This is a genomic window from Brevibacillus sp. TJ4, from assembly GCF_044627595.2.
Classification (GTDB): domain Bacteria; phylum Bacillota; class Bacilli; order Brevibacillales; family Brevibacillaceae; genus Brevibacillus.
This window is the reverse complement of sequence record NZ_CP185865.1, coordinates 3,727,186-3,742,229: the sequence shown is the minus strand read 5'-3', so window position 1 is coordinate 3,742,229 and position 15,044 is coordinate 3,727,186. Positions and strand designations below refer to the sequence as shown.

The window sequence follows — 15,044 nt, the reverse complement described above, 5'->3', positions numbered from 1 at the left end:
TGCTTTTTGTAGGCAAGCAAAAAGGTGGTCGGCTAGACGGGACACTTTTGTTATGATAGGGGACATGAGAGCGAGTGGGTGGACTGTGGTTCATCCCCAGAAAAATCAGGAGAGTGAGCCAATTTTGCATTCGACGACTGCCATGTATGGAAAAGGAATGAAGGATATTATGCCGGTGGCTGCGGCGGGGATCGTGGACGGGATCGTGTTCGGGCTGCTGGCGCGGCAGGCTGGTTTGGGAATTGCCGAAGCGATGCTGTTATCGCTGTTGGTCAATGCCGGTTCCTCGCAATTTGCCGCTGTTGGGCTGATTTCACAGGGGATCGTCGGGTGGCCGATTCTCGTTTCGACGGCACTGTTGAATGCCCGCCAGCTATTGTACGGCTTGTCGCTCGGTCCGCACTTTCGCGGGACGCCGGTGTGGAAGCTGGCGTTGATGGGAGGGACTTTGAACGATGAGACGTACGCGCTGAAGGCGACGTACCTGGAGCGGGGCGGCAGACCGAGTCTCGCCTACTATGCCGGAGCGAGTACGGCTGATTACGCGGTCTGGAATGTCAGCACGCTGATCGGAGCGTGGTTTGGCGCGACTTTCACGCAGACGGAGGCGTATGGGCTGGACTTTGCTTTTATTGCGACGTTTCTCGGGTTTCTCGCCGTCAATTTGCTCTCTTCTTTTCACATCAAGGTGGCAGCCTGCGCAGCCGTGACGGCATGCATCGGATACGCAGTGGCCGGGTCTACCGCTGCGGTGATCGCAGGGACATTGACGGCGGTCGTGATCGGGGCGGTGAGCGATGAACGATAATGTATTGTGGATCATCGTGCTGATGGCGGTGATTACGTATTTGACGCGATTTCCGATGCTGGTCATCAGTTCGCGCTGGGAGATTCCTGCCTGGCTGCGGCGGGGACTGGCGATGGTGCCGGTCGGGGTGTTCAGTTCGTTGACGATACCGCCGATTCTGTTCCACATGCGGGAGGGAGTCTGGAATCCGGAATACCTCATCGCAGGTATAGTGTCGCTTGCGGTTGGTTGGTGGAGAAAGCAAATCGTGTGGGCATTGGTGGCTGGGGTTGTCGTCATTGCCTTGTATCGGCAGGCCGTCGGAATCGTATAAAGTGGTGCCGCAGGATGTCATCAACGGCCAAATGCTGCAGGATGGCCAAGATGACCTGCAAAATGAGCAAGAAATATACCTTGCATTGCAAGACTAATGACGCTATACTTGATGAAGTATCATGTAATGCAAGGGAATGCTTGTCATCGTTACTCTTGTATTGCAAGGTATTGGGGGTGAAAGAAAATTTGTCGACAACACAGATGCTGAAAGGAATTCTCGATGGTTGTTTACTGGCGATTATCAAGGACAAAGAAGTATACGGTTACGAGTTGGCAGAAAAACTGGAAAGCTACGGATTTCATTCCTTCAGCGAGGGGACGATCTATCCATTGCTGATGCGAATGCAAAAAGAAGAATTGGTTACGACAACACTAAAAAAATCAACGGCAGGGCCAAGAAGGAAGTACTATTCACTTACACCGAAGGGCGAGGCAGAGTTAGAAAGGTTTATCGAGAGATGGAATTACTTGCAAATCAATGTAAACAGGGTTTTGCGCCATGAATCGGATTCAGAACACCCAAAAGGAGATGAGACGGATGAATAGTGATTTGAAGCTGTCGGATAAAAGCAGAGAATTCCTGGAACATTTACGCCTGTACTTATTCTCCAGCGGAAAACATTCGGATGAAATCGAAGAAATCGTGGAGGAATTGGAAGTTCATTTATCCGAAGCAGAAAAAAACGGAAAGCCAATTGAAAAAATCATTGGAAAATCACCGAAGGAATATATGGAGATGGTCTCCAATGAAATGACCACCGACTATCGATCATGGATCAAATCTATTATTCTCATCGTTTTCGGGTCATTTTCGTTTACGATTTTCTCGGATTTAATGAAGGGTAATCTCTCCTATTCTGTCCTGGAAATCGTCGGACATCTTTTTATCGGCGCTGTATTTATTGCTGCTATTGTAACGGGGTTTAAATATATATCAGCAACGAATCCATCGATAAAAAAACAAGGATTGCTTATAACAGCGATCGCGATCCTGCCCATCGCTTTGTTTGTAGGGTTGATCTACGCCAATCGAACCATCGATACGCCCGTGATTCATTTTGGCAGTACGGCAAGTCTGATCATCGGAGGAATTACGGCATTCTTTATCATCGGCGCATCCTTTTGGGCAAAAACATGGATTCTTCCCATTGTTGTAGCATTGTTGACACTGCCCGATTTTCTTCTGGGCCTGACGCCATTGACACACGAAGTACAGCTGATGATAAGTCCGTGGATTACCTTCGGGGGAATTGGCCTTTACCTCTGGTTATCGCAAAAACGAGCAAAAAAGAAGTAGTAAAGCTATGGCTAACCTTGATGCGCTTCTACGAAGTTGCTGCTTTTGGCCGCGGTTCCGCCTTTGGAGTGGAAGGCGGCCAGGGATGACCCCCAGCAAAGATTTCGACCCGCAGGAGCGCTTTTTCCTTTTTCCTCCCCATCACTACAGCCAGAACCACGTCTATCAAAAGGTAGAAGCAGTTTCACAATCGGAAATTCCGATGGAAAATGCTACAATTTATATGTAGACAAAACCGAGAAACAGGAAAGGACTGAGAAGAAATGGAATATCGTCGTTTGGGCAACAGCGGACTGCATGTGTCCGCTCTGGGGATCGGTACGAACTCGTTTGGCGGACGAGCCGATGAGGCGACTACGCTGCGCATTATCGATGCGGCGCTGGAAGGCGGCATCAACTTTATCGACACGGCCAATATTTATACGAATACGGAGTCGGAGCGCATCATCGGCAAGGCGTTGGAAGGACGCCGTCATGAGGTTGTGCTGGCGACGAAGGCCGGGCTGCCGCGCGGTGAGGGCCCCAATGAAAGAGGAGCGTCCCGCTATCATTTGCAAAAAGAATTGGAAGGCAGCCTGAAGCGACTGGGCACTGATTACGTCGATCTCTACCAAATCCACACCTTCGACCAGTACACGCCGCTGGAAGAGACGCTGCGCGCGCTCGATGACATGGTCCGCGCCGGCAAGGTTCGCTACATCGGCGCTTCCAACTACTTCGCCTGGGAGCTGATGAAAGCGCTCGGTATCAGTGAGTTGAAAGGGCTCAACCGCTTCGTGTCGCTGCAAGTCAGCTATTCCCTGGCAGACCGCACCCCGGAGAGGGAAATGATCCCGCTCTGCCTGGATCAAGGACTGGGAATCATCCCGTACTTTCCGTTGGCAGGCGGCATCCTGACGGGCAAGTATACGTCCGAGAGCCAGGCGCCGGAAGGATCGCGTCTGGCAAAAGAGCCGCGCTTTGCCGACAAGCTACAGGCGGACAAAATTGAGCTGGGACAACAGGTATCTGCCCTTGCCGCCGAGCTGGGGATTGCGCCGGGCGTGCTCTCCATCGCCTGGTTGATGAACAAACCGGCCGTCTCTACCGTGATCGTCGGTGCCTCGCGGGTAGAGCAGGTAACCGCCAACCTGGAGAGCGCCGCTGTGAAGCTGGATGAGGCCACGATGGCCAAACTGGACGAAATCAGCGATCGTTTCCGCCTGGGCGAGCCGTTCGGATTTTATCGCTTGCCGTAACCATGCAGGGGAAGAAAAAGGGACCACGCCGCTGTAACGCGGGTGGTCCTCACTATTTACTTGTGAGGTGACGTAATGCACATAGGAAATCTCGATGCCGGATATGAATCGTTGAAAACTTATCTTCCACTGGAAGAAGCCTACGTCCTGTACGGAAATCTTTTTGTACGGCCGCACCGATGCCTGACGCTCGTGGAAATGGCGGACGAGCATAGGCCTCGGGTCATCGGCTCCTATCTGAAAGGAATGCCGTTTCATGCCTTTACGTGTCATCTGTTCGCGGAGGAGGATGAATACGACTTCGCGGATATGGTGGAGCGGTTTCGCCAGGAGCTGCCCTTTCCGCCTGCGGGGACGGCACAGGGCGTTGTTACCGTGGCGGAGAAGCTGGTGCGAAGGCTCAACATTCCCGCGATCGAGTCAAAGCAGACGATGCTTTTGATGAAGCTGACCGACACACAGCGTCTGTTGCCACCGGGGGGCTCTCGGTTGGTGACGGAGCAGGAGGCAGCCGCCGCAGCAAAATTGGCTGTGCAGATCGGGATGGTCAGCTTTCAACCGGAGGAGCTGGTCACGATGCCGCATCTGGCGCTGTATGCGGACACAGAGCCGGTCGCTCTGGCAGGGTTCCACGTCTTTACGGAGGAATTTGTGGAAATCGGCAACATCGGCACAGCGGTCGCACATCAGAAAAAAGGGCTGGGCAGCCAAATTACGTCGGATATTTGCCGGCTTGCCTTGGAACGAGCACCTGCTGTCTACTTATGCGTATTTGCGGACAACTCCGCAGCGATCCACGTCTATCGCAAGCTCGGTTTTGCTGAAGTGGAGCGCTACTCGTTTGTCACCTTTGGCTTGTAGCTTCTACTCAACGATCGCTTCCGCTTCGATTTCGACCAACAGCCTCGGGTCGATCAGCGCCTTGACCTCGACCATGCTTGCCACAGGCTGAATATCCCGGAAAAATTCGCCATGGGCTCTCCCGATTTCTTCCCACTGCGAGATGTCCGTGACAAACATGCGGGTTCTGACGACGTGCGTCAAATCGGCCCCGAGTTCCCCAAGCGCCTTTTCAATCGTTTGCAAAATACATTTGGTCTGCTCGTAGGGATCGCCTACACCGACTACTTCACCGTCCTTCATCGCGGTCGTTCCTGCCACTTCGATCCGGTTCCCGACCCGAATGGCACGGCAATAGCCGACAACCGGCTCCCATGGCGATCCGGTGAATACCTGTTTTCTGGTCATTCGATTTCCTTCCTGTTTTCTTGACTTTTCAGAAAATAATATTGAGTATAGCGGAGGGTGTTCCGTTTTACAATTGCAGGAAAGTCATGGATTGGGTGTACGTCCGACAGCGATAATCAAAAGCCCCCTCCCTTTCACGTAGCAAGCGAAAGGAAAGGGGGCTTGTTTCGTAGACATCTGGCGAGATTACCGTTTTGCCTTGCGTGGAATGGTCATCGTAAAGCAAGGCCCGTCCGGCAGGTTGCTGGCGACAATCGTGCCGCCATGCGCTTCGAAAACGGCGCGGGAGATGGCGAGTCCGAGGCCGTGCTTGCCTGACTTGCCCTTGCGAAAACGCTGGAACAACTGCGGCAGCAGCGACTCTTCGATGGGAGGGCCGTCGTTGCAAATGGTCACGACGACATGCTCTCTCTCCTGTTTGCCCGTGATCGTCAGCCGGCTCTTGGCGTAGCGAAGCTGGTTTTCCAGGATGTTGACAAAAGCCGTGCTCAACTGTTCGCCATCCGCTTCCACGACCAGTGTCTCAGGCAGAAAGAGCTCCCATTCGACGTCTGGACTGAGCACGGAGAGGCGCTGCTTGAGCAACCGGAACATCTCGCTCACATCGACGCGGCCCACCTGCATCATCTGCGCAACCGATTCGATCTTGGTAATATACAGCAGTTGCCCCACCACTTTTTCCAGGCGCTTGCTCTCCTCCATGATTACTTCCAGCCCTTTTTCCGCTTGCGGTCCCTGGAACACGCCCTCGATCAAGCCCTGGGTATAGCCCTGAATCGCCATGATCGGCGTCTTCAGCTCGTGGGAGATGTTCTGGATAAAATGCCGCTGCGACTCATCGTAATCCTTCAGTTGATTTTTCATCGAATCAAACGATTTGGCGAGCTGCCCGATCTCATCGTTGCGGTCCATTGTCAGCGAGATGTCGAACTGGCGGCGGGCGATTTTTTTGCACAGCTCTTCCAGCACGCGCAGCGGTTTGCTCAGGTAGCCGCTGAACCAGACGGCGATCAGCCAGCTCACCACCAGCAGCAGGCTGAAAATGATCAGAAACTGGCGGGTCAAAATCCAGTTGATCTGGTTGAGCTCCTGCTCTCTGCTAAACAGCACGAGATAGTAGGGAAAGCCGTGGTAATCCATCTTTTTGCTGACGAACAGAAAGTTCCCGTGACTGCGGTCCAGAGAGCCGTGCAAAATGGATTCGCTCGGATGGGAGGCAGCCTGCCGGTACAGCGCGATGCTGTCCTGGGGCGAGATGCGTTCGTTGCTTCGGCCGCCCAGGTAGCTGCCGTTTTCCGAAAAAACGATCATATTGAAGGAGTACTCGTAGCGGGAGAGCAGCAGTTGCAAAAAGTACGGCGCTGCTGCAGGCACCGGGAGTAACTCGCGGTTTTCGTTGAACGTAATATGTTCGGACAGGGAAATCAGCTCGTCCTCCAGCAGCGCGTAGGTGTTGGAGACGAGGTACTGCTTGACGGCGAACGGATAGCCGATGCCAAGACCCAAGCCCAGTATGCTGGTCAAAATCATAAACAGGATGAGAATCTGCCGGGAGAGCGGCAAATGTTTCAGGCGGAATCTGTTCATACGCGCGTCAGCCGATAGCCGAAGCCGTACACGGTCTCCAGCGGAAATTTGCTCATTTTTTTGCGGATGCGCTTGACCAGATCGTCGACCGCCCGATCGGAACCGATGTAGTCCTCGCCCCAGATCGAGGTGAGGATTTGCTCGCGGTGAAGGGCCATGCCCTGGTTGTGCAGGAGGTAGAGAATGAGGTCAAATTCCTTTGTAGTCAGATCGATGAGCTGGTCCCCTTCTTTCACCAGACGGCCTTTTTCCGAGATCATGTACGGGCCGATGCTGACCCAGTCCTGATAGCTCTGGGTCGGGCTTGTGACGGGAATCGGTCCGGTTTTTTCATAGGTGCGCTGCAGCAGCTTTTTCGCGCGGATGACCAGTTCCCTCGGCAAAAACGGTTTGGCCAGGTAGTCGTCACTGCCCAGCTCCAGGCCGAGTATTTTGTCCACGTCCTGGTCGCGGGCCGAGATAAAGATGATCGGCACATCCGATTTCTGACGGATCAGGCGCAGCAGCTCGTATCCGTCGATATCCGGCAGCATGATGTCGAGAATCCACAAGTGGGGCTGCGCGGGTTCGTCCAGCACGGCGACGACTTCGCTTCCGTTCGCAAAAGACCGTACTTGCAGACCTGCGCTCTCCAGATACGATTGCAGCAACTGCAAGAGGTTGGCTTCATCGTCCACGAGATAGACGAGGTAGGGAGTGTCCATGGTTAGATCCCTCGCTTTGGTCAAAAATGCTTTACACCTGCCATTCTTCCATTGTAGCACAGCGAAAATAAGGATGTGTGGGAGGGTCGTAAGAGAATCGTGGAAAACGTGTGGAAGCAGGATTACGTCCCATAGTGGTGAAAAAGAAGTAGAGAACAACTGGAAGGAGCGATTTCATGCAACGATATCTCCCATCATTCCTGGTCTTGCTCGTGACCTTGGCACTCCTCACAGCCTGCACCGGCAAGCCAGTGGAAAACGAGCCCGACCCGACACCCGACCCGCCTCCCGCTCCTACCGTGGAAACGCCAGGCGGCAAAACACCGACATTTCCCTACACTGCTCCGCTTACCGGCCTTGGCAGCCACACATCGCCTGATCAGCGCCCGGTGATGGTGATGATCAACAACGCGCCGCAAGCCCGCCCGCAGTCCGGGATCAACCAGGCGGACATCGTCTACGAAGTGCTGGCGGAAGGGGAAATGACCCGCTTTCTGACGGTTTTCCAAAGCCAGAAGCCGGAAGTCATCGGACCGGTGCGCAGCATACGTTCTTATTTTATCGAGCTTGGCTCCGGTTTTGAGGCCGTGCTCATTCACTCCGGGGGAAGCCCGGATGCGCTGGCGACCTTGTCCCGCTCCAGATACAGCCACCTGGACGAGATTCCAAACGGAAAGTATTTCTGGCGCGAACAGTTCCGCAAGGCGCCTCATAATCTCTACACCAAATACGAACTGCTCGAGCAGGCGATCGCAGACAAAAACATGCGCGAGACGAGCGAGCCGATCCAGCTCCGCTTTTTGCCGGAGGACGCCGTGATTTCGGATGGGGACCCGGCGACCAAGATCGAGATTACGTTTCATTCCTTGAACAAAGCGATGTTTCAATACGATTCCGAGGAAAAGAAATATTTGCGCTTTACCAATGGCGACCCGCATTTTGACCTGGCCGACAACAAGCAGCTTTCCGCAACCAATCTGCTCGTCATCGCTTCGCGTCACCGCGTCGTGGACAGCGAAGGAAGGCGCGAGGTGGATGTCGCAGGTCCGGGAGACGGCTATCTCTTTCAGCAGGGCAAGGTGCAAAAGATCAAGTGGAAGCGCAGCAATGGCGTGATTCGGGCGTACAAGGACGAGCAATTGACCGAGGAGCTGCCGCTTTTGCCCGGACAGACATGGGTAGAGATCGTGCCCAATTCCCAGGGGCTGGATCAACATGTGAAATATGAATAAATACTTGCGGAGCACTCCTGTTTCTTCTAAGATGTGAGTAGGGCTTTAACGCATGAAAATTTCACAGTGAGAAACTGAGAAAGCATGTTAAAAACGAGGTGAACCGGAGTGCAATTGGAAAAATTAAAGGGCAAGGGAATCGAACAGCTTTTTGAAGCCATCTTGTCTTTGGAAACGATTGACGAATGCTATCAATTTTTTGACGATCTTTGCACAGTGAACGAAATGCAATCGCTCGCACAGCGTCTGGAAGTGGCACGCATGCTGCGGAAAGGATTTACCTACAACCAGATCGAGGCCGAGACGGGAGCGAGTACGGCCACCATTTCGCGGGTCAAGCGCTGCCTGAACTACGGCAACGACGGCTACCAAATGGCGCTGGAGCGGATCGGAAAATAGGGAGGCAGCATTGTTTTGATTGATTATCGTGGCTGGCGCCATACGTTTAAACTCGACCCGGATAAAGAAATCGACGACGAGGCGCTCGAAGCGATCTGTGATTCGGGTACGGACGCGATCATCGTAGGCGGCACGTACGGCGTCACCTTTGACAACACGCTGGCGCTGATGTCGCGAATTCGCCGCTACGCCGTCGATGCCGTGCTGGAGATTTCCTCGCTGGAGGCAGTCGTCCCCGGCTTCGACGCGTATTTTGTCCCGCTTGTGCTCAATGCCGGCGATCCTGACTGGACATTTGCCCCGCATGTGTCCGGTCTGTTGGCATACGGCTCCTACATCCATTGGGACGAGATCATCGCGGAAGGGTACCTCGTGGCCAATCCCGAAGCAGGGGTTGCCCGCTTGACCAAAGCCCGCCCGATCCCCGATGCCGCTACGGCAAAAGCGTACGCGCAGGTGGCGACGCATATTTGCCGTCTGCCGGTCGTCTATCTGGAATACAGCGGCACGTACGGCGATCCCGAGGTGGCGCGCGCTTGCAAGGCGGGAGCAGCGGAGGCCCACTTCTTTTACGGCGGGGGTATTCGCACGCCTGAACAGGCTGCGGAAATGGCCGCGATTGCCGATACGGTGGTCGTTGGCAATCTGGTATACGAAGATGTGAAGGCTGCCCTGGCGACAGTGGCGGCGGTGAAAGGATAGAAAAAGGCGAGTGCCCTTTGGCGGGTATCTCGCCTTTCCTGTTTTTCTCGTCCGTTTTCATCGGGAGACATTCAAAATGCCGCACTCGAAAAATGCATGCAACGAAACAGCCTTTTCGTACGTTTATAATAGGAAATCAGCAAAAAGGCACGGAGGGATGGTCACAGGTGAAACCGGTCCATAGAGGAAGGTTGCGCTTGGCTTTGGGGATCTGCTACTACCGCCTGAAACGGTACATAGAGTGGTCATGGCCCGGCAAACGCTATGCCCGCACAAAAAGAAAACAGCTTCTCGAGCATGTCCACTTTCGCCATCAGACTCCGCTGCTTCGCCGCCTGCAAAACGTGGAGATGTGGATGCAGCACAACAAGGTGCACAATCTGCGGCTGGCTGTCAGGCAGTTGGATGGCGTCGTCATTCTCCCGGGCGAGACACTCTCCTACTGGAAGCAGATCGGCAAACCGACCCGGCGCAAAGGCTATCTGCCCGGGATGGTGCTGTCCCACGGGTGTGTGACCTCGGGAGTGGGAGGAGGGCTTTGCCAGCTTTCCAACCTCGTGTACTGGATGACGCTGCATACACCGCTTACCGTCACCGAACGGCATCGTCACAGCTATGACGTCTTTCCCGACGCGAATCGGACACAGCCTTTTGGCAGCGGCGCAACCTGCTTTTTCAACTACCTGGACTTGCAGATCAAAAATGAGACAAAGCAGGAATACCAGCTCCATCTGTACCTGACTGATACGCATCTGGTGGGGGAATGGCGCTCCGCTATGCCCGCTACCCGCCGCTATGCGATCACGGAAAAGGATCATGTACTCCAGCCTGCCATCTGGGGCGGATATGAACGCAGAAACCGGCTGTATCGGCAGGTGTACAGTCTGGAAGGCGAGTGGCTGCAGGAGGAGTGGGTGACGGACAACCAGGCGATGCTGATGTACGAGCCGCTTCTGCCTCCGCAATCCGCGACCGTCTGATCGCCGCTCATGCAGGGTGATTCTTCCTGCTTTCGTTTGCAACTGGAACTCCACTTCATTCTGTGCGAAAATAGGAACATATGCTTCGTTTGAACGCGGAAAGGTGGATTCATACATATGTCGTTTGTAGAGCAAATTACCGCGGGCCTGAACCCGCAGCAGCGGGAGGCAGTGCTGACGACGGAAGGACCCGTATTGATTCTGGCCGGGGCGGGCAGTGGCAAGACCAAAGTGCTGACGCAGCGCATTGCCTATTTGATCAGCGCCAAGCAGGTCGCTCCCTGGAGCATCTTGGCGATCACCTTTACAAACAAGGCGGCCCGCGAGATGCAAAACCGCGTCGCGAACATGATTGGAGGCGTTGCGGCGCAGGATACGTGGATTTCTACCTTCCACTCGCTGTGTGTACGCATTTTGCGCCGGGACATCGATCGCTTGGGCATCAGCCGGAACTTTTCCATCCTGGACGCCGGGGATCAGCTTTCGGTCGTCAAGCAGTGCCTGAAGGATCTGAATATCGACCCGAAAAAATACGAGCCGCGGGCGATTTTGTCCAACATCAGCGGAGCGAAGAACGAGCTCACTGATCCGGCTGCCTACGCCAGACTCGCCGGTGATCCGTTTGACCAGGTCGTGGCCAAGGTGTACGAGGCGTACCAGAAAAAACTGAAAAGCAACCAGTCGCTTGATTTCGACGACCTGATTATGACGACGATTCGCCTGTTTCAGGAAGTGCCGGAAGTGCTGGAATTTTACCAGAAAAAATTCCGCTACATTCACGTCGACGAGTATCAGGATACGAACCGGGCACAGTACAAGCTGATCTCGCTTTTGGCGGACAAATCCCGCAACCTGTGCTGCGTGGGGGATGCCGACCAGAGCATTTACAAGTGGCGCGGTGCGGACATCTCCATCATCCTCAACTTTGAAAAAGACTACCCGGAAGCCAAAATGATCAAGCTGGAGCAAAACTACCGCTCCACCAAAACGATCTTGCAGGCAGCCAACCAGGTGATCGCCAACAACAAGCTGCGCAAGGAGAAAAAGCTGTGGACAGACAAGCAGCAGGGAGAGAAAATCACCTGCTTCCAGGCTGACTCCGAACACGAGGAAGCGTACTTTGTCGCCGATACGATCCGCCAGCAGATGGCGCATTACAAGCGCTACGACAAATTTGCCGTCCTGTACCGGACCAATGCGCAGTCCCGCGTCGTCGAGGAAGTGCTGATCAAGTCCAACATTCCCTACACGATCGTCGGCGGGACGAAGTTCTATGATCGCAAGGAGATCAAGGACATTCTCGCCTATCTGCGGCTGATCTCCAACCCGGATGACGACATCAGCCTGATGCGCATCATCAACGTGCCGAAGCGAAATATCGGCGATACGACCGTAGACAAGCTGCAAGCGTACGCTACCGCGCACGGCCAATCGCTTTTCGCAGCCATTCAGGAAGTCGGCTACATGGGCTTGCCTGCGCGCACGACCAACGCGATTCTCGCCTTCAACGACCTGATCTCCAATCTGATGCAGATGACCGACTACCTGAGTGTGACCGAACTGGTCGAAGAGGTGCTGACCCGCACAGGCTACCGTGAATCGCTCAAGACGGAAAAGACGCTGGAGGCTCAGGCGCGTCTGGAGAACATCGAGGAGTTTCTGTCGGTGACGCAGGAATTTGAACGCAAAAACGAAGACAAGAGCCTGCTTGCCTTCCTCACAGATCTGGCGTTGATCGCGGACATTGATTCGCTCGGCGAAGAAGAGAAGCCGGAGGAAGATTCTGCGGAAGGACAGGTCGTGCTGATGACCTTGCACAGTGCCAAAGGTCTGGAGTTTCCGGTCGTCTTTCTCGTCGGCATGGAAGAAGGCGTGTTTCCGCACAGCCGCTCCCTGTTCGACGAAACGGAGATGGAGGAGGAGCGTCGTCTCGCGTACGTGGGCATTACCCGGGCAGAGGAGCGGCTCTACCTCACTTCGGCGCGGATGCGCACGCTGTTTGGCCGGACCAACGTCAATGCGCCATCGCGCTTTTTGCAGGAGATTCCTGCGGAGCTGCTGGTAGGAAACGTGCAGGAGGAGCGCAGCTTTGGACAGGGGGGCGGCGCTTTTGGACAGCGCGACGGCGGATATCGGTCGTTTGGTGCGCCTGCTGCATCCGGCGGTTTTTCCCGCAACGGCACGGGCGCGACAGCTTCCCGGACTGGCGGGGCGGCAGCTTCACCGTTTTCCCGTCCGGCGCAGCAAGCCGGGACCCGCTTGCAGGGTCATGGCGGGGGAGCGGGTATTGACTGGAAAGTAGGGGAAAAAGTAAAACATGGGAAATGGGGCATTGGCACGGTCGTCAAAGTAAAAGGCGAGGGTGACAATATGGAGCTGGACATCGCCTTTCCAAGCCCGGTCGGCATCAAAAAGCTGCTGGCCAAGTTTGCCCCGATTGAGCGCGGGTAACAGAACGTATACGTTTGCAAAGGATGGACGGATAACATGGATCGATTGACGGCGGAAACGCGAATCGCAGAATTGACAAAGCAGATTGAACGTCATAACTATCTGTATTACGTAGAGGATCGGCCGGAGATTACAGATGCGGAATACGATCAGTTGATGCGCGAGCTGTTGGAGCTGGAGGGTCTTTTTCCCGATCTGGCCCAGCCGGATTCCCCTACCCAGCGTGTCGGCGGAGAGCCGTTGCCTTTCTTTGAAAAGGTGGTACACAAAACGCCGATGCTCAGCCTGGGCAACGCGTTCAACGAGGACGACCTGCGCGACTTTGACCGGCGCGTGCGACAGGCGGTAGGGTCACAGACCGTGCGCTATGTGTGCGAACTGAAAATCGACGGGCTGGCAGTCTCGCTCCACTACGAAAACGGCTTGTTCGTCAAGGGAGCGACGCGCGGCGACGGAACGACAGGCGAGGACATCACGCAAAACCTTCGTACGATCCGCTCGATTCCGCTGCGCTTGAGCGAGCCGCTGACGCTGGAGGCAAGAGGCGAAGCCTATATGCCCAAGCCCGCCTTTGAAAAGCTGAACAAGGAGCGGGAGGAACGCGGTGAACCGCTGTTTGCCAATCCGCGCAACTCGGCAGCCGGATCGCTGCGCCAGCTCGATCCGAAAATTGCTGCTTCGCGCCAGCTGGACACGTTCATCTACTCGATCGGCGACCTGCAAGGCATGCGGGTGGAATCGCACAGCGAAGGTCTGGCCTTGCTGGAATCGCTCGGCTTCCACGTCAACAAGGAGCGCCGTGTGTTCTCCGACATCGAGGACGTGATTGCCTTTATCGACGGCTGGATTGAAAAACGGCCGAGCTTGCCGTATGAGATCGACGGCATGGTAATCAAGGTGGACAGCTACGCGCAGCAGCAGGAGCTGGGCTTTACGGCAAAGAGCCCGCGCTGGGCGATCGCCTACAAATTCCCTGCCGAAGAAGCGATCACGATTCTCGAAGGCATCGAAGTCTCGGTAGGACGCACGGGAACGGTTACGCCCACGGCGATTCTCAAGCCTGTCAGCCTGGCGGGAACGACCGTGAAGCGGGCATCGCTGCACAATGAAGACATCATTCGGGAGAAAGGATTGCTGCTCGGCGACCACGTCGTCGTGAAAAAAGCCGGTGACATTATCCCTGAGATCGTGGCCGTCCTGCCAGAGCGGCGGACCGGGGCAGAGACGCCGTTTTCCATGCCGACCCACTGCCCGGAATGTGGCAGCGAGCTGGTCCGGGTGGAGGAAGAAGTGGCGCTGCGCTGCATCAATCCGATGTGCCCGGCGCAAATCCGCGAGGGGATCATCCACTTCGTCTCCCGTACCGCGATGAACATCGAAGGGCTCGGGGAAAAAGTCGTAGCCCAACTGTTCAACCAGGACATCGTCCGCAGTGTGGCTGACCTGTACTACCTGCACTTGCAGCGCGACGAGCTGCTGGGCATGGAGCGAATGGGAGAAAAATCGGTTGACAACCTGCTGGCCGCGATCGAAGCGAGCAAGGAAAATTCCTTGGAGCGGCTGCTGTTCGGGCTGGGAATCCGCCTGGTCGGGGCGAAGGCGGCGCGCGTTTTGGCTGAGCATTTTGGCGATATGGATGCGATCATGCAAGCCAATGAAGAAGAACTGACGCAAATTGACGAGATCGGACCGAAGATGGCAGCGAGCCTGGTCAACTACTTCCGTCAGCCGCAAGCTCAGGCGGTCATCGAAAGACTGCGGGATGCAGGCGTCAACATGACCTACAAGGGAATTCGCGTGGAGAGCGGGGCGGATCTGCCGTTTGCCGGCAAGACGATCGTCCTGACCGGTACGCTCGCGCAAATGACCCGTCAGGAAGCCGAAGAGGCGATTGCCCGCCTTGGCGGCAAGGTGACGGGAAGCGTCAGCAAAAAGACCGATTTGGTGATTGCCGGAGAGAAGGCAGGCTCCAAATTGGAAAAAGCAGAAAAGTTGGGTGTGGCAGTCATCGATGAAGCCGGATTCAGGGAAATCCTGGACAACAACTAGAGCACAGGTAGCCACATAGACGGGGAAGAAAGGG

The 15,044-nt window shown here is 55.1% G+C and carries 15 protein-coding genes; 12 read left to right on the top strand and 3 right to left on the bottom strand.

The window, feature by feature from the left end; translation table 11 throughout:
• Positions 1-124 precede the first annotated feature (124 nt).
• From ACAF76_RS18350 to ACAF76_RS18325, 6 genes are all read left to right on the top strand, one after another.
• A complete protein-coding gene (locus ACAF76_RS18350; RefSeq protein WP_421617120.1) occupies positions 125-808 on the top strand; it encodes an AzlC family ABC transporter permease in 684 nt (227 codons plus the stop codon).
• Positions 798-1,121 carry an AzlD domain-containing protein gene (locus ACAF76_RS18345; protein WP_421617119.1) on the top strand — a complete coding sequence of 108 codons (324 nt, stop codon included), beginning with the start codon at positions 798-800 and terminating at the stop codon, positions 1,119-1,121. The genes ACAF76_RS18350 and ACAF76_RS18345 overlap by 11 nt, the downstream gene beginning before the upstream one ends.
• 203 nt (positions 1,122-1,324) lie before the next feature.
• The gene (locus ACAF76_RS18340) at positions 1,325-1,669 is read left to right on the top strand and encodes a PadR family transcriptional regulator (protein ID WP_421617930.1); all 345 of its coding nucleotides are present in this window, start codon (positions 1,325-1,327) and stop codon (positions 1,667-1,669) included.
• Positions 1,662-2,420: an HAAS domain-containing protein gene (locus ACAF76_RS18335; protein ID WP_421617118.1), complete on the top strand. Its 759-nt coding sequence runs from the start codon at positions 1,662-1,664 to the stop codon at positions 2,418-2,420. Before ACAF76_RS18340 ends, ACAF76_RS18335 begins: the two co-directional genes overlap by 8 nt.
• A 263-nt stretch (positions 2,421-2,683) precedes the next feature.
• The gene (locus tag ACAF76_RS18330; RefSeq protein ID WP_421617117.1) at positions 2,684-3,658 is read left to right on the top strand and encodes an aldo/keto reductase; all 975 of its coding nucleotides are present in this window, start codon (positions 2,684-2,686) and stop codon (positions 3,656-3,658) included.
• A 75-nt stretch (positions 3,659-3,733) separates the two neighbouring features.
• Entirely contained in the window at positions 3,734-4,519 is a 786-nt protein-coding gene (locus ACAF76_RS18325; protein WP_421617116.1) for a GNAT family N-acetyltransferase, read from the top strand.
• Positions 4,520-4,522: 3 nt separating this feature from the next.
• Here ACAF76_RS18325 and ACAF76_RS18320 read toward each other — a convergent pair whose 3' ends face one another.
• From ACAF76_RS18320 to ACAF76_RS18310, 3 genes are all read right to left on the bottom strand, one after another.
• Positions 4,523-4,906: a RidA family protein gene (locus ACAF76_RS18320; protein WP_421617115.1), complete on the bottom strand. Its 384-nt coding sequence runs from the start codon at positions 4,904-4,906 to the stop codon at positions 4,523-4,525.
• A gap of 186 nt (positions 4,907-5,092) precedes the next feature.
• Entirely contained in the window at positions 5,093-6,493 is a 1,401-nt protein-coding gene (locus tag ACAF76_RS18315; RefSeq protein ID WP_421617114.1) for a sensor histidine kinase, read from the bottom strand.
• Positions 6,490-7,197: a response regulator transcription factor gene (locus ACAF76_RS18310; protein ID WP_421617113.1), complete on the bottom strand. Its 708-nt coding sequence runs from the start codon at positions 7,195-7,197 to the stop codon at positions 6,490-6,492. The genes ACAF76_RS18315 and ACAF76_RS18310 overlap by 4 nt, the downstream gene beginning before the upstream one ends.
• Positions 7,198-7,373: 176 nt before the next feature.
• Between ACAF76_RS18310 and ACAF76_RS18305 the strand changes: the two genes are divergently transcribed.
• The 6 genes from ACAF76_RS18305 to ligA all read left to right on the top strand — a co-directional run bounded on the left by ACAF76_RS18305 (position 7,374) and on the right by ligA (position 15,010).
• Positions 7,374-8,429, top strand: a complete 1,056-nt coding sequence (locus ACAF76_RS18305; RefSeq protein WP_421617112.1) for a DUF3048 domain-containing protein — start codon at positions 7,374-7,376, stop codon at positions 8,427-8,429.
• Positions 8,430-8,537: 108 nt separating this feature from the next.
• Entirely contained in the window at positions 8,538-8,828 is a 291-nt protein-coding gene (locus ACAF76_RS18300; protein WP_421617111.1) for a YerC/YecD family TrpR-related protein, read from the top strand.
• 15 nt (positions 8,829-8,843) lie between these two features.
• Positions 8,844-9,530 carry a heptaprenylglyceryl phosphate synthase gene (locus tag ACAF76_RS18295; RefSeq protein WP_421617110.1) on the top strand — a complete coding sequence of 229 codons (687 nt, stop codon included), beginning with the start codon at positions 8,844-8,846 and terminating at the stop codon, positions 9,528-9,530.
• 167 nt (positions 9,531-9,697) lie between these two features.
• Positions 9,698-10,510 carry a VanW family protein gene (locus tag ACAF76_RS18290; protein ID WP_421617109.1) on the top strand — a complete coding sequence of 271 codons (813 nt, stop codon included), beginning with the start codon at positions 9,698-9,700 and terminating at the stop codon, positions 10,508-10,510.
• A gap of 117 nt (positions 10,511-10,627) precedes the next feature.
• Positions 10,628-12,961 (top strand): DNA helicase PcrA, encoded by a 2,334-nt coding sequence (gene pcrA / locus ACAF76_RS18285; protein WP_421617108.1) that lies wholly within the window; start codon positions 10,628-10,630, stop codon positions 12,959-12,961.
• 36 nt (positions 12,962-12,997) lie between these two features.
• Complete coding sequence (ligA, locus tag ACAF76_RS18280; protein WP_421617107.1) at positions 12,998-15,010, top strand: NAD-dependent DNA ligase LigA; 2,013 nt, start codon at positions 12,998-13,000, stop codon at positions 15,008-15,010.
• The last annotated feature ends 34 nt before the right edge of the window (positions 15,011-15,044 follow it).

Bases quoted from the DNA above. Each gene is read 5' to 3' on its own strand.
- ACAF76_RS18345 (WP_421617119.1), top strand. From the start codon at position 798: ATGAACGATAATGTATTGTGGATCATCGTGCTGATGGCGGTGATTACG.
- ACAF76_RS18340 (WP_421617930.1), top strand. From the start codon at position 1,325: ATGCTGAAAGGAATTCTCGATGGTTGTTTACTGGCGATTATCAAGGAC.
- ACAF76_RS18335 (WP_421617118.1), top strand. From the start codon at position 1,662: ATGAATAGTGATTTGAAGCTGTCGGATAAAAGCAGAGAATTCCTGGAA.
- ACAF76_RS18330 (WP_421617117.1), top strand. From the start codon at position 2,684: ATGGAATATCGTCGTTTGGGCAACAGCGGACTGCATGTGTCCGCTCTG.
- ACAF76_RS18325 (WP_421617116.1), top strand. From the start codon at position 3,734: ATGCACATAGGAAATCTCGATGCCGGATATGAATCGTTGAAAACTTAT.
- ACAF76_RS18320 (WP_421617115.1), bottom strand. From the start codon at position 4,906: ATGACCAGAAAACAGGTATTCACCGGATCGCCATGGGAGCCGGTTGTC.
- ACAF76_RS18315 (WP_421617114.1), bottom strand. From the start codon at position 6,493: ATGAACAGATTCCGCCTGAAACATTTGCCGCTCTCCCGGCAGATTCTC.
- ACAF76_RS18310 (WP_421617113.1), bottom strand. From the start codon at position 7,197: ATGGACACTCCCTACCTCGTCTATCTCGTGGACGATGAAGCCAACCTC.
- ACAF76_RS18305 (WP_421617112.1), top strand. From the start codon at position 7,374: ATGCAACGATATCTCCCATCATTCCTGGTCTTGCTCGTGACCTTGGCA.
- pcrA (WP_421617108.1), top strand. From the start codon at position 10,628: ATGTCGTTTGTAGAGCAAATTACCGCGGGCCTGAACCCGCAGCAGCGG.
- ligA (WP_421617107.1), top strand. From the start codon at position 12,998: ATGGATCGATTGACGGCGGAAACGCGAATCGCAGAATTGACAAAGCAG.